Below are 20,384 nucleotides of genomic sequence, written 5' to 3'. Positions count from 1 at the left end.
AGTTCACGCCGCGGTCATAGAGCTGTCACCACTTGCCCGGATCGCGTTCGCACGCGTCCCGAGGTCGGGCGTGTCGCGCGCAGTACATGCCTACTTTTCCGGGCACGCTGAAACGGTCGGCCGCTCTCGCTGGCTTACGTTCTACGCACAAACCTGCCCGCACGCTTCCGGGCACAGCGGTCCACGATACCCGTCGGCGCGGCGGGGGGCAAAAGTGGGGTCCGGCAAGCACGCTTCACCACTCACGATGCACAACAACTATCTCTCGAGCGCTCCCCGGCCCCACACGCGGGCACTCGGCGCGAAGCGGAGGTCGAAATTACCGCGAATTACCGCGCCAGATTCAGGGTCAACTCGGCCAGCTTCTTCGCTCCGGCACACGGATCCGGATGGCCGCCCGGCCGGTAGTTCACCCACCAGCCGATGATCCCGGTGTCCGCGGCCGGCGCCATCACGCCGCACGAATCCGGATCGCCCGGCCGCTGCACCTGCAGCGAGCGCCGGCCCTGCACGTTCACATCCGTGGTGGTGTAGCCGAGCCGGTCGTTGTTGGCCTTCTCGTTCGGCAGCGAACCCATCTCGTACCAGTTCAGCGTGGCCATACCGTCGCCGCCGGGCGTACCCGACAGATCCCACATGCACACCGCGCCGTTGAACGACCCCTGTGCGTCCTGGGCGCCGGTCGCCTTGGCGATGTCGTCCTGCTTCACGACTTCGCATTCGCGCAGCAACTTGTCGAAGTTCATGTTGACCCCGCCGCCGCTACCCGCCGGCAACGCGGTCCCGGAGACCGTACGGCCGCAGCCGCCGACCGCCACCCCGACCGTCAGCGCGAGGACCGCGATCCCGCCCGCCCGCACACCGCGCCGGACGCGGCCCCGATCACGCATGCCGTTGCTCATATCAGCCGCCCTCACTTCAGACGCTGCACGGTCAGTTCGGCCAGTTTGCGGTTCTTGTCGCACGGCGTCGCCGACACCTGCCCGAACGCGCCGGCCGAGGTCGACCATTCGAAGAAGTCATCGCCCAGTTGCACGGCGAAATCACAGATGGTGCCGTCCTGGCTCGCGTCCTGGAAACCTTGATGGCCGCCGACCTCGATCGACTCCGGATTGCGGCCCTGCGCGGTGACCCACGCCTTCTCCCGCCCGATCGGGCTGCCTCGATACGACGCGAACGTCACACTCGGACCGCCGATGCCGCCGGCCTGCCAATTGCACCCGACCGAGTTCTTGAACACCTGCGAGATCTGACCGAGCCCGCCCAGATTCCGGACCTCGTCATCGGTGACATGCCCGCACTCCCCCGCGAACGGACCCAGCGCCGCCACCTTCGCGGGCGGGCGGACCGACGGAGAGTCGCTGCCCGAATCATCCCCCGACCCGCAGCCCGCCAGCAGCGCCGCGAGAGCCGTCCCGGTGACAATCGCCGCCGTCAATCGCATGATGGGCACTCTATGTTATCGGCGGCGCAGGTGCTGTCCGCTGCGCCGACCCGGCTACTCGGCGGTCGGGTCGGCCAGGCCGTGGCGGTAGCCGTAGCGGACGGCGTCGGCGCGGTTGCGGGCGCCGATCTTGGCGAAGGCGTTGTTGATGTGGGTCTTCACCGTCGCCGGCGAGACGAACAGGTGGGCGGCTATCTCGGCGTTGCTCAGTCCGCGGGTGATGAGGGCGACGACCTCCGCCTCGCGAGCGGTGAGGCCGTCCGGATTCGGCGCAGTGGGATGCGGGGCAGGGGGATTCGGGGCAGGGGGTGCGGACACCGCCTCGGCACGGGGAGGATCGCCGATCAGCGCGTCCACCAGCCGCTGGGACACCGTGGCGTCGAAGGTGGACTGCCCCGCCGCGGCGGCGCGCAGCGCGGCGACGATCTCCACTCGGCCGGCGTCCTTGGTGAGGTAGCCGCGCGCGCCCGCTCGCAAGGCGCTCACGATCGAGGCGTCGTCGGCGTAGGTGGTCAGCACCAGCACCGCGGTCCCGGGATGGTCGGCCGCGATCCGGCGGGTCGCCTCGACGCCGTCCATGACGGGCATCCGCAGATCCATGAGCACCACATCCGGATCGGTCTCCGCCACCGCCCGCAGTGCCTGTTCCCCGTTTGCCGCGGCGCCGACCACGCTCACCTCGTCGACAAGTCCCAGCAGTGCGACCAGACCCTCACGCATCACCTGCTGGTCGTCGACCACCAGCACCCGCAGCGGTTCCCGGCGCTCACTCAATCGGAACCTCCGCCGTCACAACCCATTCGCCGTCGGCCACACCGGACGACAGTGTGCCCCCGGCCAATGCGATCCGCTCACGCATCCCGGTCAGACCGTGCCCGCCGGGCAGCGGATCGCGAGTCTGCGTTTCCGCGACCGTGTTCCGCACCGACAGTCGCACGTCGCCGGCCGTGAAGACGAGCGCGACGCGCACCGGCCGTCCCGGTGCGTGCTTGGCGGCGTTCGTCAACGCCTCGCGCAGCGTGCGGGCCAGCGAGACCGCGGCACCCGAATCCACCGGCCGGGCGGGACCGTCGCAGCGCAACTCCACCGTCATCCCGTGATCGCGGCGATAGCTCTCGACCAGTTCACGCACGGCATCGGGCAGCGGTGGCACGTCGCCGCGCAGCGCGGCCACCGCGCCGCGCGCCTCGATCAACCCGTCGCGGGCGAGCCGGTGCGAGCGCCGCACATGCGCCAATGCGCCCGGTATATCGCCTCTTTCGTCGAGCAGCAGTTCCGCGACCTCCAACTGCATACTCAGCGCACCGAGCGAATGCGCCAGGACGTCGTGCAGCTCCCGCGCGATCCGAGCGCGTTCGTCGAGCGCGGCCGCCCGGGCGTGTTCGTCCTGCGCGCGACGGGTTTGCTCGAGCAGCAGCTGGGTCTGGCGGACGCGTAGTCGATGCAGGCGCCGATACAACCCGAGCAGCAACAGAATGACGAGCACGCCGACATAGGTGAGCGTATCGCCGAGGTCCTTGCCGGCCATCGCGCAACCGGCGATCAGGACCGCGACCTGGGCCGCGAACCCCAGCACGATGGTTCGCGTGCCGGACCGGAACTGCTGGGCGAGCACACTGGCCGCCGCGCACAGCATGATGAATGCGGAGACGTCCGGGGCCGCTCCGACGACCGCCGCGCTCAGCAGCGCGCACCAGGTCAACGCCAGGGTGGCCACCCGTGGATTCCGGGATTCGACCACGGCGAACACGAGCCACCCGGCATAGGCGGCCACCAGCACCGCCCACAGCCACGCCGGCACCGGACCGCGATGGCCGAACACCAGATTGGCGGCCAGCAACGTCGCGCCGATGACACGCATCAGCGGGCTGGCGTCGGGATCGTTGCCGATCAGCCGTCGCCCGAACTCCCGCAACCCCTCTCGCATGACCCTCCTGGTGACATTCCGCGCCGGGTACCACGACGGTAGGCGCGTCCGGATCGCCGCCGGAAGGACCTCCGGGCCGAGATGCGGCCGCGGTCGCTCCACCCGCGGGTGGAGATCCCACGATCCATCTCCCGGCCGAGGCGAGCCGCGGCCCGAAATCCCTAGCGTGGCAATGACATAACGTCCAGTACTCGCAGGGGAGATTCCGATGACCGACACCGCCACACTCACTCCCGACAGCACCGGGAGCCGCCTACGCCGGGCGCGGCGGATTCTGGCACTCGCAGCCGATATCGGGCTGTCGCCCGCGACCTACTATCTGCTGATCGCGGCCGGGTGCACCAGCTATCGCGCGCTGGTGTGTTCGACGGTCGTCGCCGGCATATGGGCGCTCGGGATCGCCGCGGCGCGGCGCAAGGCCGACGGCGTCGCCGTATTCGTCTTCCTGCTCAACGCGCTGGGTCTCGTACTGGCCGTACTGGGCGGCGACGAGCGAATGATGCTGGCGAAGGATCCGATCACCTCGGCGGTGATCAGCGTGCTGCTGGCGGGCAGTTGCCTGCTGGGCCGGCCGGCGATGTTCGCGGTCTCGCAGCGCATGCACGCACTCGGACCGGATTCGTCCGGGCGATGGGAAACGTTGTGGCACAACGACTCAGAGGTCCGGCGCACGTTCACGACCGCCACGGTGGTGTGGAGCGCCGGGCTCGCGGTCGACGCGGTGGTGCGGCTCCTGCTGATCTACTCCCTGCCGGTATCGGCATCCGTCGCGCTGATGAACCCGGTGCAATGGACCATCATCGCCGCGCTGGCGTTCCACACGGTGCGGTCGCGACGACGCCTCGACGTCAAGGCGCGGCTGCGCGCACTGTCCGAGGACGAGTGAGAACGCCCTGTCACAGATTCCCGCGCGCGTGCTGTTCCCGCTCGATCGCCTGGAACAGGGCCTGGAAATTCCCCTTTCCGAAGCCCAGTGAGCCGTGCCGCTCGATCAATTCGAAGAATACGGTCGGGCGGTCGGTGAGCGGTTTGCAGAAGATTTGCAGCAGATAGCCGTCCTCGTCACGGTCGACGAGAATGCCGCGCGACTGCAGGTGCCGCACCGGCACCCGGACGTGGCCGATGCGGGCGCGCAGTTCGGGATCCTCGTAATAGGTGTCCGGGGTGTCGAGGAATTCGATGCCTTCGCGGCGCAGGGCGTCGACGGTGCTCAGGATGTCGCCGGTGGCCAGGGCGATGTGCTGGACGCCGGGGCCGCCGTAGAACTCCAGATATTCGTCGATCTGTGAGCGTTTACGCCCGGCCGCCGGTTCGTTCAACGGGAATTTCACGCGATGGTTGCCGTTGGCCACGACCTTGCTCATCAGCGCCGAATATTCGGTCGCGATATCGTCGCCGACGAATTCCGCCATATCGGTGAAGCCCATGACGCGGTGATAGAACTCCACCCACTCGTCCATCCGCCCGAGCTCCACATTGCCCACGACATGGTCCACGGCCTGGAACAGCCGATGCGGCGCGCGCGGCTGATAACCCGACCGGCGTGCGACATATCCCGGCAGATACGGACCGTGATAGCGCGACCGATCGACCAGGGTGTGGCGGGTTTCGCCGTAGGTGGCCAGGGCAGCCGTACGGACCGTGCCGAAGTCGTCCGACGCGTCGTGCGGCTCGACCAGGATCCGCGCGCCGTGGCGCCGGGCGTGGGCGATGCAGCGGTCCACGTCGGGCACCTCGAGCGCGATGTCGACGATGCCGTCGCCGTGCCGGTCGTGGTGGGCGACCAGCGGACTGGCCGGATCCACCGCCCCGCACACCACGAATCGCGCACTGCCGCTGCGCAATACGTAGGACTTGTGATCGCGATTGCCGGTCTCCGGTCCGGAATAGGCCTCCAGCGCCATCCCGAACGCCTGCAGATAGTGCGTGAACTGGGTCGCGTTGCCGACCACCCACACCAGCGCGTCCCACCCGAGGACGGGGAAGGGATCGGCACCGGGATCGTGGTCGACGAGCCCGACCAGCCGGCGCAGCTCCGCATCGCCCGGCACCGCGGGCCGGGAGGTGCGGGAGAGGTCCTCGATTGTCATACCTCCAGATAATCTCCGCGCCGAGGTTCTGGGCAATGTCGAGGATTTCGAGTAGACACCCTGGCTCAATTGGTCACCACAGGCCGCCGAGTGCTGGACAATTTGAATAGCTGCGCCCCGGCCGCGCCCCTGCGGGGCCGCCGGGCCGAATACAGGAGACGACGATGACGCGCACCCACGCCAAACTGGACGAACTGGATCTGGCGATCCTCACCGCCATGCACGAGTACCAGAAGGCGGGCGTCCTCGAACTGTCGCGACGGACCCGGGTGGCTCGGGCGACCGTACAGTCGCGCATCGCGCGTATGGAGGAGGCCGGGGTCATCGCCTCCTACGATCCGCAGGTCGACGTCACCGCCGCCGGATTCGACGTGCAGGCCTTCGTGAGCCTGGAGATCGCCCAGGGCGCCCTGGACGCGGTGACCACCGATCTGGAGACCATCCCCGGCGTGCTCGAGGCCTATGCGACCACCGGTTCCAGCGATGTCCTGTGCCGCATCGGCGCCGATTCGCATGCGGGCCTGCAGGCGGTGCTGCTGAGTATCGACCGCAGCGCCGCGGTGGTGCGGTCGCACAGTGTGATCGTGCTGTCCACGGTGGTCGCCCCCCGCACACTGCCACTGCTGCGCACGCTCACCCCGGCGGGGACGAGTAAGGCTCCGGCATACCGGAATTCGACGCCCTGAGCGCGCACCGGCGACGCGTGGCTACTTCCCGGTTCTGAGATTCGCTCCGGGCGCGAGGATGTCGACCTCCGGGCGCAGGCTCGGCTCCAGAAAACCCAGCAGGCCGCGTGCTTCCGCTTCGACCTCGGCCGCTTCCCGCGCCGACCACTCCCGGCCCGGGGCGATGCGCAACCGCGCCGCCGACTTGTCGGTGAAGATTTTGTAGATGCCGGCCAGGAACCCGTCGATGAGCACCGGGCACGCCTGCGCGGCCATATGGCGCAGGGGCAGCGGGGCGTTCCCGGGAATGATCCGGCTGCGATCCCGATGCGACAGCAGGACGTTGTCGTACCAGCCAAGCAGGCGGACGGGTGCGGGCAGATCGGGATCGGCGAGTTCGGCGTCGGCGGCGTCGTAGAGGACGCGGCCGCGCTCGTCGGTGTAGGTGCGCACGCGGTCGCCCAGCCCGTCCAGTATTTCCTTGATACCGAGCAGTCGCGACCAGGTCTGCACATCCATCGTGGTCGCGGGACCGAAGGCGCGCAGATAGCGAATGACCAACTCCTGCACCGGATATGCCTCGTCGAGGGGCGCCTCCAGCCACGGTTCGATACGCGACCACACCGGGCGGCTGTTGTTCCCCCACAACCCCCGCGGCGGGGTCTGCAGCACCGGGAGCTGATAGAGCCAGGTCTGCGTCACGGCCGTGGGCTCGCGGTCGGGATATTCCTCGACGGCACGAGCCCGCAGCTCTGCCGACGACATCGGCTGTGCCCCCAGCACCTTCTCGCCCCGGGCGCGGACCTCCTCGGGATCGAGCCCGACCATCGCGCCGTAGAAGAAGCCCTTGCGGAACGGGATCTTCTCCAGTTCCGGCTGGATATGCGGCGCGATGCGCAGCGCATCCGCCGCCGTCACCAGGTGAATAGTGGCGCGCATCAACGTGATTCGCACCAGCGAACGATTCTCGAGTCCGGCCGAGACCGCCGCCGGATCGAAATCGCTGATCCTGCTCCACAATCCGACATACGGCGGCGTCACGTCCTGGGCCTGCAGCCCGACCAGGTGTTCACACAGCTGCGGGACCGCCACCGACGACCGCCGCAGCAGGTGCTGCCGGGCCAGCAGGGTGCGATTCAGAATCCGATCGGACAGTTTCATGATGCGCTCACCCTACGACCCGGCACCGACATCGAACGCCTGCCGGACGAGGGCCGCTCAGCGCACGGTGACGACGACTTTGCCCTTCGCCGAACGGTTGTCGAGCGCGGCGACGGCAGCCGCGGTCTCGGTCAGCGGGTACAGCACGGGCTGCGGCGCCGCGATCTTGCCCGATTCCAGCAGCGGCGCGACCTCGTCCCACTGCTCTTGCAGATAGCCCGGATGGGTCATCACCCATTCACCCCAGGCCGCGCCGATCACCTCGACGTTCTTGAGCAGCAAGCGATTCACCTTCACGGTGGGGATTTCGCCCGCGGTGAAGCCGACCACGAGCAACCGCCCGGCCGGAGCCAGCGAGCGAATGCTGTCGGTGAACCGGTCGCCGCCGACCGGATCGAGCACGATGTCGACGCCCCGGCCGCCGGTCAGTTCCTTCACCGCGGCCAGCCAGCCGTCGGTGAGTACCACGTCGGAGGCGCCGTTGGCCCGCGCGACCTCGGCCTTCTCCTCGGTACTCACCACGGCGATCACCCGCCCCGCGCCCAGCGCCTTCGCCATGCGCAGGGTGGAGGTGCCGATGCCGCCGGCGGCGCCGTGCACGAGCACGATCTCACCCTCCGCCAGCCGGCCTCGGTTGCGCAGGCAGAAGTGCACGGTCAGATCGTTGAACAGGATGCCCGCGCCCGCTTCGAGGGAAATGTTGTCCGGCAGCCGGAACACCATTTCCTTTGCGGTCACCGCGGTTTCGGCGACCGCGTTACCGAGCATGGTCAGCGCCACCACCCGGTCGCCCGCCCGGACCCGCGCATCCTCGGGCGCCGAGCGCACGACCCCGGCCACCTCGCCGCCGACCACGAACGGCAGTTCGGGTTTCATCTGATAGAGCCCCCGGGTCATCAGCACATCCGGGAACGCCACCCCCGCGGCATGGACGTCGATCACCACTCCACCGGGGAATTCCGCCGGTTCGGGGATGTCCACGACCTCGATGGATTCGGGCCCCTCGAGCTTGCTCACCTGGGCTGCGCGCATGAAACGACCTCTCTGTCCGCGGCTGCTTTCCCACAAGTTAACCGGTCTTCGCACACCCCTGTCCACAGGTCCCCGATTTGCTACGCTGGGGCCCGCTGAACTGAGCGAAGAGGGGGATTTCTCATGGCCGGTCCCAACGATCCACCCGCGAACGCGATGAAGATCGATCCCGCGGCCCTGCAAAGTTTCGCGAAAACCCTGCGCGACGAGTCCGACGCCATCGGCAAACTCGACTCCGGGCTGGCCGGCGCCGCCGGTGCGCTTCCGGGCACCGGCTGGGACGCGGCCTGCAACGGCGCGAAGGATTCGGTCGAGAACGCGTTGAAGCGAATCGGTTCGCGCGTAACGCATATCGCCGACACCGTCGAACAGGCCGGCAAGGTCATCATCGATACCGACCAGCAGCTGCGCGACGATCTGAACAAGATCGGTATCCGCGCATGAGCGGCGCGGCATTGACCATCCCCGACGTCGAGAAATGGGACCCGGACAAGCTGGGCACCGCCGCGACCGCCGTCGGCAAACTCTCCGGGGATCTCGATCAGGCCGTCGTCGCCGCCGTGAACAGCACGCAGAAACTCGGTCAGGACCAGAAATGGGGCGGCGGCGCCGCACAGGCCGCCGACGGCCGGATGCAGGTGGAGAAAAGCCGGGCTTCGACGGTGAGCCAGGCGGTTCTGGGTTTGCAGACGGCACTGAACCAACAGGTCGAGAATCTGAAGAACGCCAAGCTCGCGGTGCTGCAGATGCGCGATCAGGCGACCTTCGTACCCGCCCCCAGCGTGATGCCGGCGTTCGAAGTGAATCCCGACGGCACGGTGAATCCGCAGAAGCGGCTCGACTGGCTCGACCAGCACCGCGACAAACTCAACGACATCGAGTACACGGCGAAGACCACCGAGATCAAGACCGATGCCGCCACGCACGAGTGGGCAATCGTCAACGCCCTGAAAAACGCGCAGACGGTCGCGGACTCGGCGATCACGGCCCTCAACGGCGCCAAGGCCCCGGTCGATGCGGCGTTCGCCGGACTCGGCGACCCGGTCACCGGCGCGGGCGCCGCACCTCCGGCACCACCCGCTCCCACCACACCCGCCGCCGCGGCGCCATCCGCCGCCCCGACCGCCACACCGGTCGCGAGCCATTCGGGCAGCCCGGCGTCCTCCAGCCTGATGGGCAACTCCCACCACGGCGGCGCCACCAGCTCCTACAGTGGCGGCAGCTACGGCGGCGGCAGCTACAACGGCCCGGCCAGCGGTCCGCCGCCCACCGCCCATCCGTCCGGCGATGTGCAGCAGTGGATCGCCCAGGCCAAACAGGTCCTGATCGAGATGGGCTATCCCCCGGAATCGATCGACGAGAACGCCATCGCGCTCATCATCGAGCACGAATCCGGCGGTGATCCGAACGCGATCAACAACTGGGACAGCAACGCGGCGGCCGGTCATCCGTCGAAGGGTCTGATGCAGTGCATCGACAGCACCTTCAACGCCCACGCGGCCCCGGGCCACACCGATATCTGGAACCCGGTCGACAACATCGTGGCCGCCACGCGCTACTCGATCGACCGCTACGGTTCGCTCGACAACGTGCCGGGCGTTTCCGCGGTCTCCGGTGGTGGCGGCTACGTCGGCTACTGATCGGCGGCCGCAGACACCGCACGCCGCGACACAACTGGACATTTGCTACGTGTGAGTAGAGCCATCTCGGCGTAACAGTGTGACCTGCGCCCCGTAAAGTCATGTCACAAGAAGCACCGCATGAAGTACGCGGCACACCGTGCAGCGCGAGGAGCACCAGTGTCACTCGATCAGCCACTCGCCCCGCTTCCCCAGGAGGGCATGGGCTTCGCCTCGGCGTGGCCCATCCGGGCTGGCGATGTAGATCCCTACAGTCGGCTGCGGCTCGACGCCGTGGCTCGATATTTGCAAGACATCGCTTGGGAAGAGTTGCAGACCACGTTCTTCCACCGCACCGACCCGGCGTGGATCGTGCGCCGCACCGTGATCGACGTGGTGCGTCCGATCGTCTGGCCGGACCGGGTGCAGTTGCGGCGCTGGTGTTCGGCGATGTCGACCCGGTGGACGAATATGCGGGTGCGGATCACCAGCGACAGCGGCGGCCTGATCGAGACCGAAGGCTTCTGGATCAATATCAACGAGTCGACGAATATGCCGACCCGGATCAGCGACCAGGGATTGGCGCATCTGGCCCGCACCACCGACGAACATCGGCTGCGCTGGCGGCCGTGGCTGACCGATGCGGTGCCGCCGGAATCGGACACCGATCTGACGTTCCCGGTGCGCGCGACCGATATCGACCAGTTCAACCACGTCAACAACGCCATGTACTGGCAGGCGGTCGAGCACTTCCTGGTGGACTATCCGAAATTGGTGGCCGGTCCGCATCGCGCGGTGATCGAGTATGTCGCGCCCGTGCTGGCCCGCCAGCACATCAGCGTGCGCAGCCGCTACGAGCCCGGCGACCGCAACGGTCAGCCGGTGCTGCGGCTGTGGTTCATGGTCGGCGGCACCATCACCACGACCGTGCGGATCGGCGCGCTACCGACCTGAGTGCGGATAGCGGAGAGTTCGCGAAGGCCCCCGCCGACTTCCGGACCCTCATACGGGAGGGTCCGGAAGAGGCGGCGTTCAGCCGCGGGCGGCTTTGAGTAGATCCTCGATGGTGGTGAATTTGACCCGCGGCCGGCCGCCGGTTTTGCCGGCGCTCTTCTCGGCCGCGTCGATTGCCTTCCAGCCGTCGCGGCCGACGGCGTCGGGCTGACGCTGGGCGAGCAGGGCTTCGAGCGAGGCCCGATCTCCTTGCGGGGCAGCGAGTTTGCCGGAGGTGAAGTCCTCGAGCAGCTGTTCCACGGTTTCGGTGGCATCGACGCGGTTGGAACCGATCACGCCGCGCGGACCACGCTTGATCCAGCCCGACACATACACACCGGTCACGTGGGCGCCGTCGGCGACGACGCGGCCGTGCTCGTTGGGCACGATCCCGGCACGCTCGTCGAACGGCAGATCCGCGATCGGCACACCGCGGTAGCCGATCGAGCGCAACACCATCGACGCCGGCAGCGTCTCGCGCCGATCCGAGGCCCGCGCCACCACGCGCCCGTCCTCGGAGACCAGTTCGTTGTGCACGAACTCGAGTTCGGCGACGTGACCGTCACCGCGGATCTCGGTCGGCGAGGCCAGGTAGCGGAACACGATGCGCTTGTTGTCCGGGTTCGGGGCCTTGGCCGCGTATTCCTGGGCCAGTTCGTACTTCAACCGCAGCGACGGCTCGATATCCGGGTCGTCCAGCAGCGCTTGGCTGGCCGGATCCAATTCCAGCTCGGCGGGGTCGATGATCACATCGACCCCCTTCAGATGCCCCAGCGCCAAAAATTCCGCCGAGGTGTAGGCGGCTTGCAGCGGGCCACGCCGGCCCAGCACCACCACCTCGCGCACATTGCTGTCACGCAGCGCGTCCAGGGCGTGGTCGGCGATATCGGTCTTGGCCAGCTCGTCGGGCGACAGGGTCAGCACGCGGGCGACGTCGAGGGCGACGTTGCCGTTACCCACGATCACCACCCGCTCACCCGAGAGGTCGAAGCTGCGCTCGGCGTAATCGGGGTGGCCGTTGTACCAGGCCACGAACTCCGTCGCCGAGTGGCTGCCGGGCAGATCCTCACCAGGGACGTCGAGACGGCGGTCGGTCGAGGCGCCGACGGCGTAGATCACCGCGTGGTGGTGTGCCTGCAGTTCCTCGTGCGAGATGTGTTTACCCACCTCGACGTTCAGCCGGTACTGCAGGGTGTCACGACGGAAGGCGCTCTCGAACATGGCCGACACCGACTTGGTGCCCGGATGGTCCGGAGCCACACCGGCGCGCACCAGACCCCACGGGGTGGGCAGCCGGTCGAACATCTCCACCTCGACATCGGCGCGGCGCAGCAACTCGTCGGCGGCGTAGCAGGCCGCCGGACCGGCGCCCACAATCGCCACCCGCAGCGTGCCCAGCTCCTTGGGCGGGCGCGCCGGAGTCACCAGCGGATCGAAATTCGACTCCAGCGGGTGCCGCTGGAAGTAGGCGGCGTTGATATCGCGGAAACGAGCCAGCGACGCGGTCAGATCGTCCTCGGAGAAGATGGCCTCCACCGGGCAGGCATCCACACACGCACCACAATCGATACAGGTGTCGGGGTCGATGTACAGCTGCTCGGTCGTCGCGAACTCGGGTTGCTCCGGAGTGGGACGAATGCAATCGACCGGGCACTCGGGAACGCAGCTGGCGTCGTTGCAACAACGCTGCGTGATCACGTAGGCCATATCTCGCAGATCCTCGAAACATCATGGGACGTCCCCACCCGGGTTTGGACAGGGCGTGCATCGCACCGGTTGCCGGTCGGCCCCCGCTGTGACACTACCTTCAGTGTGCCTCGAGAGTGAGTTACATCTCTCATCAGGTAGCGATTTAGATAACACCGTTTACTTTCTACGGCGCTACGGTATTGCTCATGGCGCGGACGCTGATCCTGATGCGACACGGTAAATCCGCATATCCGCCGGGTGTCGGCGACCACGACCGGCCGCTGGCGCCGCGGGGACGGCGGGAGGCGGCGCTGGCCGGAACCTGGCTGCGCGAGACCCAGCCGGCGATCGACGCGGTGTCCTGTTCCGACGCGGTCCGGACCCGCGAAACGTTGGCCGCGACCGGAGTCGACGCGCCGGTCGTCTACGAGCATTCGATCTACGAGGCCACGCCGCACACCCTGATCGAATTGATCCAGCTGACCGACGACGCGATAGAGACGCTGCTGCTGATCGGCCACTCCCCGGGGATGCCGTGGACGGCGTGGGAGCTGGCGGCCAATCGCGCGTCGCCGCCGGCCGAAGAGCTCAGCCGCAAATTCCCGACCTCCGCACTGGCGGTGCTGGAATTCGACCGACCGTGGTCGCGCGCGGACCCCGGCACCGGTGAATTGGTCCGGTTCCACGTGCCGCGCTGACGTTCGCGAGAAGGCTTGTCAGCGTAGGAATTTGCCGCGCACGACGACGACCGCGCCGAGCAGCACGAGCACCAGCAACGCGACGAACCAGTTCGTCAGCGCCCACACGACGCCCAGGACGACGATCACCGGGACCGCCGCGACGAGAGCGATGAACGGGCTTTCCTTGACCGTCTCCAGCGCCGACCGCGCCCGGACCCGATCGATTTCCTTGGCCATGTACTCAGGGTAGGTGGTCGGCGGCAGATGCGCCCGAATTGTCCGGCAACCCAGCTTGTCGGTGGTCGATGAGATGCTCCTCACATGGATTGGAAAATCGAACTCGTCGCCATCCCGGTCAGCGACGTCGACCGGGCGAAAGCCTTCTACACGAGCATCGGATTCAACGCCGACCACGACGCGAGCCCGACCGAGGACATCCGGTTCGTGCAGCTGACTCCGCCGGGTTCGGGCTGTTCGATCTGCATCGGCCGGGGCATCACCGACGCCGCGCCGGGCAGCGTGGTCGGTATGCAGATGGTGGTGGCCAGCGCCGAGGAGGCCTATCGACAGCTGGTGGCCGCGGGCGTGGAGGCCACGCCGGTCAAGGACGAGGGCTGGGGCCTGTTCACCTATTTCGCCGATCCGGACGGCAACAAGTGGGCCGTGCAGGAACTGCCGCAGCGGGGCTGAGCCGCGGCCGGGCCGAGCCCGGGCGATACGCTCGGGCTTGCATGGAGTGCACTCCAGGTCGGTACTGTCGAAGCGCAGGCCCGCGGGTCGGGAAGCGGGTCAGGAAGGCGAGCGGCGATGACGGCAACCACGGCGAATCCCCTCGAGCACACCGAGGACTACGAGCGCCCCAAGTATTCGATCGGCGATGCCGCGGAGAAGTCCGGCCTCACCCGCGACACACTGCGCTGGTACGAGCGAATCGGGCTGATGGACTACATCGGCCGCGATTCCAGCGGTAAGCGCCGGTTCAGCGATCGCGATCTGAGCTGGCTGCATCTGATCGGCTGTCTGCGCACCACCGGAATGTCGGTCGCCGATATGGTCCACTACGCCGAATTGGTGCGGGCCGGTGACGAGACCACACCCGAGCGGCTGGAGATGTTCCGGAAAACCCGCGAGGGCGTGCTCGCCCAGATCGAGGACCTGCACAACACACTCGCCGTGCTCGACCGCAAGATCGGTCTCTACGAGGGCAGAGTGGCTGACATGCAACAAATCTGAACCCGCGTGACGTCGCATACATCCCGCGCATGGTGACGCAGCGCACGGTTAGGATGCCTGCGCTATGCAAACCCCCGCCGCCGATGCCCGCATCTGGATCGACAAACAGAGTCCCGAGCCCTTCCGTGCGCTCAACAGCGTCGCACTGGCCGTCCGCAACGCGGCCGCGGCCGCCGGTCTCGACCGTTCCCTGGTCGAGCTGGTCAATGTGCGCGTCTCGCAGATCAACGGCTGCGCGTACTGCCTGGACCTGCACTCCCAGGCCGCACTGAAGGCCGGCGTGACCCGACAGCAGCTCGACGTGTTGCCGGCCTGGCGGCGTACCGAGTTGTTCACCCCGTCCGAATGCGCCGCACTCGCACTCGCCGAGACGACCACCACGTTGCCCGATGAGGACACCCTGCAACGTGTGTACGCCCATGCGCGGAAACAGCTGTCGGACGAACAGGTTTCGGTGATCGTCTGGGTCGCGACGACCATCGGCGCGTTCAATCGCGTGTCGATCATGAGCAGGCATCCGGTGCGGGAACGGAAGGAGTAACCCGATGATCGATCAGGCCGCGACCGCAGCAGTCGTCCGCAACGACGCGCAGCACCGCTACGAGGTGTGGTACGGCGACAAACTCGCCGGATTCGCCGAATATCGCGACAACGGCGAGGACACCACCTTCATCCACACCGAGGTGGATTCGGAGTTCAGCGGAAAGGGCCTGGCCGGCACGCTGGCACAGCATGCGATCACGGACGCGATCGACCGCGGCCGCGCGATCGTGCCCCGCTGTTCGTTCATCAAGAGCTGGCTCGACAAGCACCCGGACTACGATGCTCACGTAGTGGGCAAAGGCATTCAGCGGTAACCGCGCCCGGCATCAGCGGTGACCCCGGACCGGAGGTGGCCGATGAGCGATCTCGAGGCGAATCCCGCCGAGGCGCTGTGCGAATCGTCGCCGGCGCCCGGTCCGCGGGCGGATTTCCATCCGGCGCGGGAGGTGCCACTGGGCGGCGTGCGCGGCGTCACGGTGATGCGGGTACTGCCTCAGCGTGATCTGCCGACGGTCGGCGCCTGGTGTTTCCTCGACCACTTCGGTTCGACCGAGACCTCGCATCGGCTGCCGCCGGATATCGATCCCCATCCGCATATCGGATTGCAGACGGTGACCTGGCCCTTCGACGGCCGGATCCGTCATCGCGACAGCGTCGGATCCGATGTGGAGATCGAGCCCGGTCAGCTGAATCTGATGACCTCCGGGCGCGGCATCGCGCATTCGGAGTACACGGTGCCCGGTGCGCCCGCCGGGCAGGGACTGCAGTTCTGGATCGCCCTGCCGGATGCGCACCGCGATATCGCACCGCATTTCGAGCAGCATCGCGAGCTGCCGGTGCTGGCCCGGCCGGGACTGCGCGCGACCGTGCTCATCGGCTCGCTCGGGGAGGTGCGCTCGCCGGCGATCACCTACTCCCCGATCGTCGGCGCGGACATCACCGTCGGCCCGGGTGCGGACGCGCGTCTGCCGCTGGCACCGGAATTCGAACACGCGATGCTGGTGATGTCGGGCGAGGTGCGCATCGACGACGTCGTCGCCGAACCCGGTCCGCTGCTGTATCTGGGCAGCGACCGCGCCGAACTGCGATTGCGCAGCGAATCCGGCGCGCGGGTGGTGCTGATCGGCGGCGAGCCCTTCGGCGAGGATCTGGTGATGTGGTGGAATTTCGTCGGCCGCAGTCACGACGAGATCGACGCCGCCCGCACCGCGTGGGAGAAGCACGAGACCGAGCGCTTCGGCGATGTCGCGGGACATACTCCGCAGCAACGCATTCCGGCGCCGCCGCTGCCCAATCTGCGGCTGCGCCCGCGCACCCGCCGCACGTTCCCGCCCCGCTGATCAGCTCCGGTCGAAAACCGTACTGCCCGAATCGGTGTCGTCGGTCATGGACTGGGTTCCGATGACGCGCAACAGTTCCAGCCGCTCCTTGGCGTCGGTTCCGGGACGCGGATAGTAGACCAGCAGATGCTGGGCCGCATTCGGCGTGACCAGCGTTTCGCAGACCAGGTCGAGCAGCCCGACCTGCGGGTGCCGGATCCGCTTGGCGTCGCTGATCCGGACCGCGACCTCGTGCGCCGACCACAGCCGTTCGAATTCGGGACTGACCGCCCGCAGCTTCGTCACCAGTTCGGTGACGTCGGCGTCGCCCGCCCGCCGGGCCGCGGTCGCGCGCAGATCGGCGACATGCCGGCGGGTCAGCCGGTCCCAGTCGGCGTCGGGAAAGGTCTCCCGGCCGGTCGTATCGGTGAACCAGCGCCACAGCAGGTAGCGGTCCATGCCGGTGAAGCGGGTGTGGTCACCCATCATGTTGATGTGCATGCGGTTCTGGGCGAGGATTTCGCCGAGATCCGACACCACGCAGGCGGGCGTGTCCTCCAGCTTGTCCAGGAGATAGAGCAGCCCGGGTCCGACGTGCCGGTCGCCGCCGCCGCGATGCGGCGCCGCATGCCCGCACAGGTGGTAGAGATGGTCGCGCTCGTCGTCGCTGAGCCGCAGCGCGCGGGCGAGCGCGCCGAGAACCTGTACGGAGGGCCGCGGGCCCCGCGACTGTTCGAGGCGGGTGTAGTAATCGGTGGACATCCCGGCGAGCAGGGCGACCTCGTCGCGACGCAGGCCGGGAGTCCGGCGGCGGGTGCCCGGCAGCAGGCCCACATCGGCGGGCTGGAGTTGCTCGCGCCGCCGCCGCAGGAAATCGGCCAATTCCTCGCGATTCATCACTCCACTGTGCCCCGCGCGAACGGCCACAGCCAGGGATCGCCGATCCCCCGATAAACGATCTCTGCCGAGGCGGCGGTTCGAGGCGCAGGATTCGGTCATGACTATCGAGCAGACACAATTGGGTGAGACGGGTCCGAAGGTCGGACGCATCGGTCTGGGCGCGATGGGGATGTCGGGCGCCTACGGAGCATCCGACGAGACCGAATCGATCGCCACCATCCACGCCGCCCTCGACTCCGGCGCCACCCTCGTCGACACCGGCGACTTCTACGGCGCCGGCCACAACGAGATGCTGATCCACCGTGCCCTCGCCCAGCGCCCGCGCGAGGACTACCAGCTGAGCGTGAAATTCGGTGCGCTGCGCGGTCCGGACGGCAGCTTCGGCGGCGTCGACACGCGACCGGAGGCGATGCGCAATTTCCTGCACTATTCACTGCAGCGGCTGGGAGTCGACTACGTCGATATCTACCGTCCCGCCCGGCTGGATCCGGCGGTGCCGATCGAGGACACCGTGGGCGCGATCGCGGAGATGGTGCAGGCCGGCTATGTGCGCCACATCGGGCTGTCCGAGGTCGGCGCGCAGACTCTGCGGCGTGCGGCGGCGGTGGCACCGATCGTCGATCTGCAGATCGAGTACGCGCTCATCACCCGGGGCATCGAACGCGAAATCCTGCCGACGGCACGAGAACTCGGCATCGGGATCACCGCCTACGGGGTGCTCTCACGCGGATTGCTGAGCGATTCCCTGCGCGCCGACCAGACCTTCGCCCCCGACGATTTCCGCGCACACAGCCCGCGATTCCAGGGTGAGAATCTCACCGCCAATCTCCGGCTGGTCGCGGCGCTGGCGGAGATCGGCGACCGGCACGGCGTGAGCGTGGCACAACTCGCGATCGCCTGGGTGCTGACCCGGGGCGCCGATATCGTTCCGCTGATCGGCGCGCGCCGCGTGGATCGCTGGGCCGAAGCCGTTGCCGCACTGGAGGTTCGGCTCTCCGAGTCGGAGCTCGCCGCGATCGAGGCGGCGGCGCCCGCCGAGGCGGTCGCCGGTGACCGCTACGCCGCCCCGCAGATGGCCATGTTGGACAGCGAACGCTGAAACCCGTTCGCCGCCCGCTTATTTGCGCCGCGGCCGGATCACCGCGGTGAACGTGGCCGCGGCGACCGACTTACCGGTGCTGTCGGTGATGTCGACCGGCATCGCCAGTTCCACCGGCTGCTGCGCGGCGATATCGGCGCGGGCCTGTTCCAATTCCGCCGCGGTCAATTCCGAGGTGGCGCGGAACGGGCCCGCCTCACCTTCGGCCCGCGCCAGATATTCGATCCGGCCGTCGCGCGCGACGATGAACGTCTCGCCCATCAGGTCGACGATGCCGGAGATGGAGGCGCCCATCGCGGCCGTTTCGGCCAGGCCGAACAGAATGGCGGCATGCACGTCGCCGTTGTGATTGAGGTGTTCCGGCTTCGGCGCCATGCTCACCACGTTGCGGCCGGGCAGATATTCCACCCCTTCCACCCCCGCGAACTGGATGAACCCCAGCTTCTGAAATCCGGCCATCACCAGCTCGCCCATGGCAGCGTGGTCCATTGCGTCTCCCGTCGCGCACAGAATTGAAACGTGTTCCACTTTTTTACTCTGTACGAGGAATCCTGTCCACAGCACACCGCCCCACCGGCCCGGCGGGGTGTCCGAAAAATCCGAAAAGAAGGTGGTTCAGATTTGCCGGATTTTGGTTAAGCTTCATTCCACTGCGCTGAGCACGGCAGGACACTCAACCGGGTCCGCGGACCCATGATGCACGAGGAAGCAGTTCATGAACGCCTTTATCGCCCTGATCGACTCCAACTCCGCCGGCACAGTGAACTCGAGCAGCGTCTTCACCAACATCATGAACCTGTTCGTGACGGGGTCGGCCGGGTCCGCCACCCAAGGCGGCGGCATCTTCAACTGAGCCGCGCTCCGTAACCGCCGGCCCGCCCCCGACCCCATGCCCGGAGGCGGGCCGTTCGCATTCCGGCCGACGGCCGGGACGTTCAGCCGCGCAGCTGTCCGGGGGTGGTGTCGAAGCGGCGGCGGAATGCCTTGGTGAAACTACTCGCCGAACCGAATCCCAGATCCGCGCCGATATCGGCGACGCTGCGCTGCCGATAGGCAGGATTGCGCAGGCGGTCGCGGGCGATCTGCAGGCGCTGCTCCCGAATCACCTCGCTCGGCGTGGTACCGGCCTGACTGAAGGCCAGTTGCAGCTGGCGCAGCGACCAGCCGAGTGCCGCCGCGACGCGCGCGCCGGTGAGCTCCGGATCGCCCGCATGCGTACGGATGTAGCGCCGGGCGCTCGCCTCCACCTGCGCCAGCTGGGCGGGCGCGCTCGGCGTTTCCCCGAGAATCTGCATGCACAGCAGATCCACCAATTGTTCTGCGACGGTGTCGAATTGGTGGTCGGTGAGCGCGGCGCGCTCGGTGTACAGGGTGCCGGCGACCGCTCCCGCGACTCCGCCGATTCCGGTGCTGAGATTCAGCGGCCGCGGTGGCGGCTCCCGGCGGTTGAGACGGTGCCGGATGTCCTCGCGCGCAATGGTGACGATGAGCCCGTGCGAGCCCTCGCACATCGACATCTCGAAGGGTTCGTCGGTGGAGACCAGGCACGCACTGCCGGGCGGCAACGCACCGGTGTCGTCACCGTGGCGGAAAGTCAGGGTGCCGGTGATCGGCACGAGCAACCGATAGTCGGGGTCCGGGTCGGCGCGGATGAGCCGCGGACTCCGGAAATAGGTGACGGCATCGGATTCCCAGCCGACCAGTTGATACGACTCGGTACGCCGCAGTGAGGTCCGGCCGCGGAAATCCGCGGAGGTCGGAAACCGGTAGCCCAGGGCGCACTGGTACGAACTGATCAGATGCGCCCAGTAATCGACCCGCTCGTGCGGCTCGATCGCACTCGTCGTCTCCGATTCGGCAGTGGTCATCGCGGATATCATCGCCGGTTTTCCGATTCTGCGCACCTGAACAATGTCCGTGCGTTCCAGGACATGTGGGCGTGCCCCGGCGCTCGCTACCGTGCCGGAGAGCTGATAACCGGAAACGGGCT

25 protein-coding genes are annotated in these 20,384 nt (G+C 67.7%); 13 read left to right on the top strand and 12 right to left on the bottom strand.

The window, feature by feature from the left end; all coding sequences use genetic code 11:
- Nucleotides 1-329: 329 nt before the first annotated feature.
- From NK1_RS26130 to NK1_RS26115, 4 genes are read right to left on the bottom strand one after another with little or no spacing between them, the layout of a single operon-like run.
- Nucleotides 330-902: a DUF3558 domain-containing protein gene (locus NK1_RS26130; RefSeq protein ID WP_245660824.1), complete on the bottom strand. Its 573-nt coding sequence runs from the start codon at nucleotides 900-902 to the stop codon at nucleotides 330-332.
- Between the two features lie 11 nt (nucleotides 903-913).
- Nucleotides 914-1,444 carry a DUF3558 domain-containing protein gene (locus NK1_RS26125; RefSeq protein ID WP_036505817.1) on the bottom strand — a complete coding sequence of 177 codons (531 nt, stop codon included), beginning with the start codon at nucleotides 1,442-1,444 and terminating at the stop codon, nucleotides 914-916.
- 54 nt (nucleotides 1,445-1,498) lie between these two features.
- Nucleotides 1,499-2,218: a response regulator transcription factor gene (locus NK1_RS26120; RefSeq protein WP_084461567.1), complete on the bottom strand. Its 720-nt coding sequence runs from the start codon at nucleotides 2,216-2,218 to the stop codon at nucleotides 1,499-1,501.
- Nucleotides 2,211-3,371: a sensor histidine kinase gene (locus NK1_RS26115; protein WP_063012864.1), complete on the bottom strand. Its 1,161-nt coding sequence runs from the start codon at nucleotides 3,369-3,371 to the stop codon at nucleotides 2,211-2,213. Before NK1_RS26115 ends, NK1_RS26120 begins: the two co-directional genes overlap by 8 nt.
- Nucleotides 3,372-3,579: 208 nt before the next feature.
- Between NK1_RS26115 and NK1_RS26110 the strand changes: the two genes are divergently transcribed.
- Nucleotides 3,580-4,257, top strand: a complete 678-nt coding sequence (locus NK1_RS26110; RefSeq protein WP_063012862.1) for a VC0807 family protein — start codon at nucleotides 3,580-3,582, stop codon at nucleotides 4,255-4,257.
- 10 nt (nucleotides 4,258-4,267) lie between these two features.
- Here NK1_RS26110 and hppD read toward each other — a convergent pair whose 3' ends face one another.
- On the bottom strand, nucleotides 4,268-5,461 hold the full coding sequence (gene hppD / locus NK1_RS26105) for a 4-hydroxyphenylpyruvate dioxygenase (RefSeq protein ID WP_063012860.1): 1,194 nt from the start codon (nucleotides 5,459-5,461) through the stop codon (nucleotides 4,268-4,270).
- 164 nt (nucleotides 5,462-5,625) lie between these two features.
- Here hppD and NK1_RS26100 point away from each other — a divergent pair, with 164 nt between their 5' ends.
- Nucleotides 5,626-6,147, top strand: coding sequence for an Lrp/AsnC family transcriptional regulator (locus NK1_RS26100; RefSeq protein ID WP_063012858.1), 522 nt, complete (start codon nucleotides 5,626-5,628; stop codon nucleotides 6,145-6,147).
- 21 nt (nucleotides 6,148-6,168) lie between these two features.
- On the opposite strand, the gene NK1_RS26095 is transcribed toward NK1_RS26100, so the two are convergent.
- Nucleotides 6,169-7,287: a winged helix DNA-binding domain-containing protein gene (locus NK1_RS26095; protein WP_063012856.1), complete on the bottom strand. Its 1,119-nt coding sequence runs from the start codon at nucleotides 7,285-7,287 to the stop codon at nucleotides 6,169-6,171.
- A 57-nt stretch (nucleotides 7,288-7,344) separates the two neighbouring features.
- The gene (locus NK1_RS26090; protein ID WP_063012854.1) at nucleotides 7,345-8,319 is read right to left on the bottom strand and encodes an NADPH:quinone oxidoreductase family protein; all 975 of its coding nucleotides are present in this window, start codon (nucleotides 8,317-8,319) and stop codon (nucleotides 7,345-7,347) included.
- Between the two features lie 123 nt (nucleotides 8,320-8,442).
- On the opposite strand from NK1_RS26090, the gene NK1_RS26085 reads away from it, so the two are divergent.
- The 3 genes from NK1_RS26085 (at nucleotide 8,443) to NK1_RS26075 (ending at nucleotide 10,892) form a co-directional block, all read left to right on the top strand.
- On the top strand, nucleotides 8,443-8,763 hold the full coding sequence (locus NK1_RS26085; RefSeq protein WP_051025181.1) for a WXG100 family type VII secretion target: 321 nt from the start codon (nucleotides 8,443-8,445) through the stop codon (nucleotides 8,761-8,763).
- Complete coding sequence (locus NK1_RS36085) at nucleotides 8,760-9,959, top strand: lytic transglycosylase domain-containing protein (protein WP_063012852.1); 1,200 nt, start codon at nucleotides 8,760-8,762, stop codon at nucleotides 9,957-9,959. Before NK1_RS26085 ends, NK1_RS36085 begins: the two co-directional genes overlap by 4 nt.
- A 159-nt stretch (nucleotides 9,960-10,118) precedes the next feature.
- A complete protein-coding gene (locus NK1_RS26075) occupies nucleotides 10,119-10,892 on the top strand; it encodes an acyl-[acyl-carrier-protein] thioesterase (RefSeq protein WP_218023176.1) in 774 nt (257 codons plus the stop codon).
- 78 nt (nucleotides 10,893-10,970) lie between these two features.
- Here NK1_RS26075 and NK1_RS26070 read toward each other — a convergent pair whose 3' ends face one another.
- Nucleotides 10,971-12,638, bottom strand: a complete 1,668-nt coding sequence (locus tag NK1_RS26070; protein WP_063012848.1) for an FAD-dependent oxidoreductase — start codon at nucleotides 12,636-12,638, stop codon at nucleotides 10,971-10,973.
- 188 nt (nucleotides 12,639-12,826) lie between these two features.
- Here NK1_RS26070 and NK1_RS26065 point away from each other — a divergent pair, with 188 nt between their 5' ends.
- Nucleotides 12,827-13,318, top strand: a complete 492-nt coding sequence (locus NK1_RS26065) for a SixA phosphatase family protein (RefSeq protein ID WP_063012846.1) — start codon at nucleotides 12,827-12,829, stop codon at nucleotides 13,316-13,318.
- An 18-nt stretch (nucleotides 13,319-13,336) separates the two neighbouring features.
- Here the strand turns inward: NK1_RS26065 and NK1_RS26060 are convergent, their stop codons facing one another.
- On the bottom strand, nucleotides 13,337-13,537 hold the full coding sequence (locus tag NK1_RS26060; RefSeq protein ID WP_030517105.1) for a hypothetical protein: 201 nt from the start codon (nucleotides 13,535-13,537) through the stop codon (nucleotides 13,337-13,339).
- Between the two features lie 84 nt (nucleotides 13,538-13,621).
- On the opposite strand from NK1_RS26060, the gene NK1_RS26055 reads away from it, so the two are divergent.
- The 5 genes from NK1_RS26055 (at nucleotide 13,622) to NK1_RS26035 (ending at nucleotide 16,416) form a co-directional block, all read left to right on the top strand.
- Nucleotides 13,622-13,990, top strand: coding sequence for a VOC family protein (locus NK1_RS26055; RefSeq protein ID WP_063012844.1), 369 nt, complete (start codon nucleotides 13,622-13,624; stop codon nucleotides 13,988-13,990).
- A gap of 117 nt (nucleotides 13,991-14,107) precedes the next feature.
- Complete coding sequence (locus NK1_RS26050; protein ID WP_063012842.1) at nucleotides 14,108-14,533, top strand: MerR family transcriptional regulator; 426 nt, start codon at nucleotides 14,108-14,110, stop codon at nucleotides 14,531-14,533.
- Between the two features lie 64 nt (nucleotides 14,534-14,597).
- Nucleotides 14,598-15,074, top strand: a complete 477-nt coding sequence (locus tag NK1_RS26045) for a carboxymuconolactone decarboxylase family protein (protein ID WP_063012840.1) — start codon at nucleotides 14,598-14,600, stop codon at nucleotides 15,072-15,074.
- A gap of 4 nt (nucleotides 15,075-15,078) precedes the next feature.
- The gene (locus NK1_RS26040) at nucleotides 15,079-15,390 is read left to right on the top strand and encodes a GNAT family N-acetyltransferase (RefSeq protein WP_062995998.1); all 312 of its coding nucleotides are present in this window, start codon (nucleotides 15,079-15,081) and stop codon (nucleotides 15,388-15,390) included.
- Between the two features lie 42 nt (nucleotides 15,391-15,432).
- Nucleotides 15,433-16,416, top strand: a complete 984-nt coding sequence (locus NK1_RS26035) for a pirin family protein (protein WP_063012838.1) — start codon at nucleotides 15,433-15,435, stop codon at nucleotides 16,414-16,416.
- Here the strand turns inward: NK1_RS26035 and NK1_RS26030 are convergent, their stop codons facing one another.
- On the bottom strand, nucleotides 16,417-17,292 hold the full coding sequence (locus tag NK1_RS26030; RefSeq protein WP_063012836.1) for a helix-turn-helix transcriptional regulator: 876 nt from the start codon (nucleotides 17,290-17,292) through the stop codon (nucleotides 16,417-16,419).
- A gap of 100 nt (nucleotides 17,293-17,392) precedes the next feature.
- Between NK1_RS26030 and NK1_RS26025 the strand changes: the two genes are divergently transcribed.
- Entirely contained in the window at nucleotides 17,393-18,394 is a 1,002-nt protein-coding gene (locus NK1_RS26025) for an aldo/keto reductase (RefSeq protein WP_063012834.1), read from the top strand.
- An 18-nt stretch (nucleotides 18,395-18,412) separates the two neighbouring features.
- On the opposite strand, the gene NK1_RS26020 is transcribed toward NK1_RS26025, so the two are convergent.
- Nucleotides 18,413-18,883: a PaaI family thioesterase gene (locus tag NK1_RS26020; RefSeq protein ID WP_063012832.1), complete on the bottom strand. Its 471-nt coding sequence runs from the start codon at nucleotides 18,881-18,883 to the stop codon at nucleotides 18,413-18,415.
- Between the two features lie 226 nt (nucleotides 18,884-19,109).
- Here NK1_RS26020 and NK1_RS34740 point away from each other — a divergent pair, with 226 nt between their 5' ends.
- The gene (locus NK1_RS34740) at nucleotides 19,110-19,247 is read left to right on the top strand and encodes a hypothetical protein (protein ID WP_157104447.1); all 138 of its coding nucleotides are present in this window, start codon (nucleotides 19,110-19,112) and stop codon (nucleotides 19,245-19,247) included.
- An 82-nt stretch (nucleotides 19,248-19,329) separates the two neighbouring features.
- Here NK1_RS34740 and NK1_RS26010 read toward each other — a convergent pair whose 3' ends face one another.
- The gene (locus tag NK1_RS26010; RefSeq protein ID WP_167354308.1) at nucleotides 19,330-20,262 is read right to left on the bottom strand and encodes an AraC family transcriptional regulator; all 933 of its coding nucleotides are present in this window, start codon (nucleotides 20,260-20,262) and stop codon (nucleotides 19,330-19,332) included.
- Nucleotides 20,263-20,384 lie beyond the last annotated feature (122 nt).

The organism is Nocardia kruczakiae NBRC 101016 (assembly GCF_001612965.1).
GTDB lineage: Bacteria > Actinomycetota > Actinomycetes > Mycobacteriales > Mycobacteriaceae > Nocardia > Nocardia kruczakiae.
This window is presented reverse-complemented; position numbering and strand designations above follow the sequence as displayed.

Bases quoted from the DNA above. Each gene is read 5' to 3' on its own strand.
- NK1_RS26125 (WP_036505817.1), bottom strand. From the start codon at position 1,444: ATGCGATTGACGGCGGCGATTGTCACCGGGACGGCTCTCGCGGCGCTG.
- NK1_RS26040 (WP_062995998.1), top strand. From the start codon at position 15,079: ATGATCGATCAGGCCGCGACCGCAGCAGTCGTCCGCAACGACGCGCAG.
- NK1_RS26055 (WP_063012844.1), top strand. From the start codon at position 13,622: ATGGATTGGAAAATCGAACTCGTCGCCATCCCGGTCAGCGACGTCGAC.
- NK1_RS26095 (WP_063012856.1), bottom strand. From the start codon at position 7,287: ATGAAACTGTCCGATCGGATTCTGAATCGCACCCTGCTGGCCCGGCAG.
- hppD (WP_063012860.1), bottom strand. From the start codon at position 5,461: ATGACAATCGAGGACCTCTCCCGCACCTCCCGGCCCGCGGTGCCGGGC.
- NK1_RS26025 (WP_063012834.1), top strand. From the start codon at position 17,393: ATGACTATCGAGCAGACACAATTGGGTGAGACGGGTCCGAAGGTCGGA.
- NK1_RS26045 (WP_063012840.1), top strand. From the start codon at position 14,598: ATGCAAACCCCCGCCGCCGATGCCCGCATCTGGATCGACAAACAGAGT.
- NK1_RS34740 (WP_157104447.1), top strand. From the start codon at position 19,110: ATGAACGCCTTTATCGCCCTGATCGACTCCAACTCCGCCGGCACAGTG.
- NK1_RS26085 (WP_051025181.1), top strand. From the start codon at position 8,443: ATGGCCGGTCCCAACGATCCACCCGCGAACGCGATGAAGATCGATCCC.
- NK1_RS26070 (WP_063012848.1), bottom strand. From the start codon at position 12,638: ATGGCCTACGTGATCACGCAGCGTTGTTGCAACGACGCCAGCTGCGTT.
- NK1_RS26050 (WP_063012842.1), top strand. From the start codon at position 14,108: ATGACGGCAACCACGGCGAATCCCCTCGAGCACACCGAGGACTACGAG.
- NK1_RS26110 (WP_063012862.1), top strand. From the start codon at position 3,580: ATGACCGACACCGCCACACTCACTCCCGACAGCACCGGGAGCCGCCTA.
- NK1_RS26060 (WP_030517105.1), bottom strand. From the start codon at position 13,537: ATGGCCAAGGAAATCGATCGGGTCCGGGCGCGGTCGGCGCTGGAGACG.
- NK1_RS26090 (WP_063012854.1), bottom strand. From the start codon at position 8,319: ATGCGCGCAGCCCAGGTGAGCAAGCTCGAGGGGCCCGAATCCATCGAG.
- NK1_RS36085 (WP_063012852.1), top strand. From the start codon at position 8,760: ATGAGCGGCGCGGCATTGACCATCCCCGACGTCGAGAAATGGGACCCG.
- NK1_RS26035 (WP_063012838.1), top strand. From the start codon at position 15,433: ATGAGCGATCTCGAGGCGAATCCCGCCGAGGCGCTGTGCGAATCGTCG.
- NK1_RS26030 (WP_063012836.1), bottom strand. From the start codon at position 17,292: ATGAATCGCGAGGAATTGGCCGATTTCCTGCGGCGGCGGCGCGAGCAA.
- NK1_RS26130 (WP_245660824.1), bottom strand. From the start codon at position 902: ATGAGCAACGGCATGCGTGATCGGGGCCGCGTCCGGCGCGGTGTGCGG.
- NK1_RS26100 (WP_063012858.1), top strand. From the start codon at position 5,626: ATGACGCGCACCCACGCCAAACTGGACGAACTGGATCTGGCGATCCTC.
- NK1_RS26115 (WP_063012864.1), bottom strand. From the start codon at position 3,371: ATGCGAGAGGGGTTGCGGGAGTTCGGGCGACGGCTGATCGGCAACGAT.
- NK1_RS26020 (WP_063012832.1), bottom strand. From the start codon at position 18,883: ATGGACCACGCTGCCATGGGCGAGCTGGTGATGGCCGGATTTCAGAAG.
- NK1_RS26065 (WP_063012846.1), top strand. From the start codon at position 12,827: ATGGCGCGGACGCTGATCCTGATGCGACACGGTAAATCCGCATATCCG.
- NK1_RS26010 (WP_167354308.1), bottom strand. From the start codon at position 20,262: ATGACCACTGCCGAATCGGAGACGACGAGTGCGATCGAGCCGCACGAG.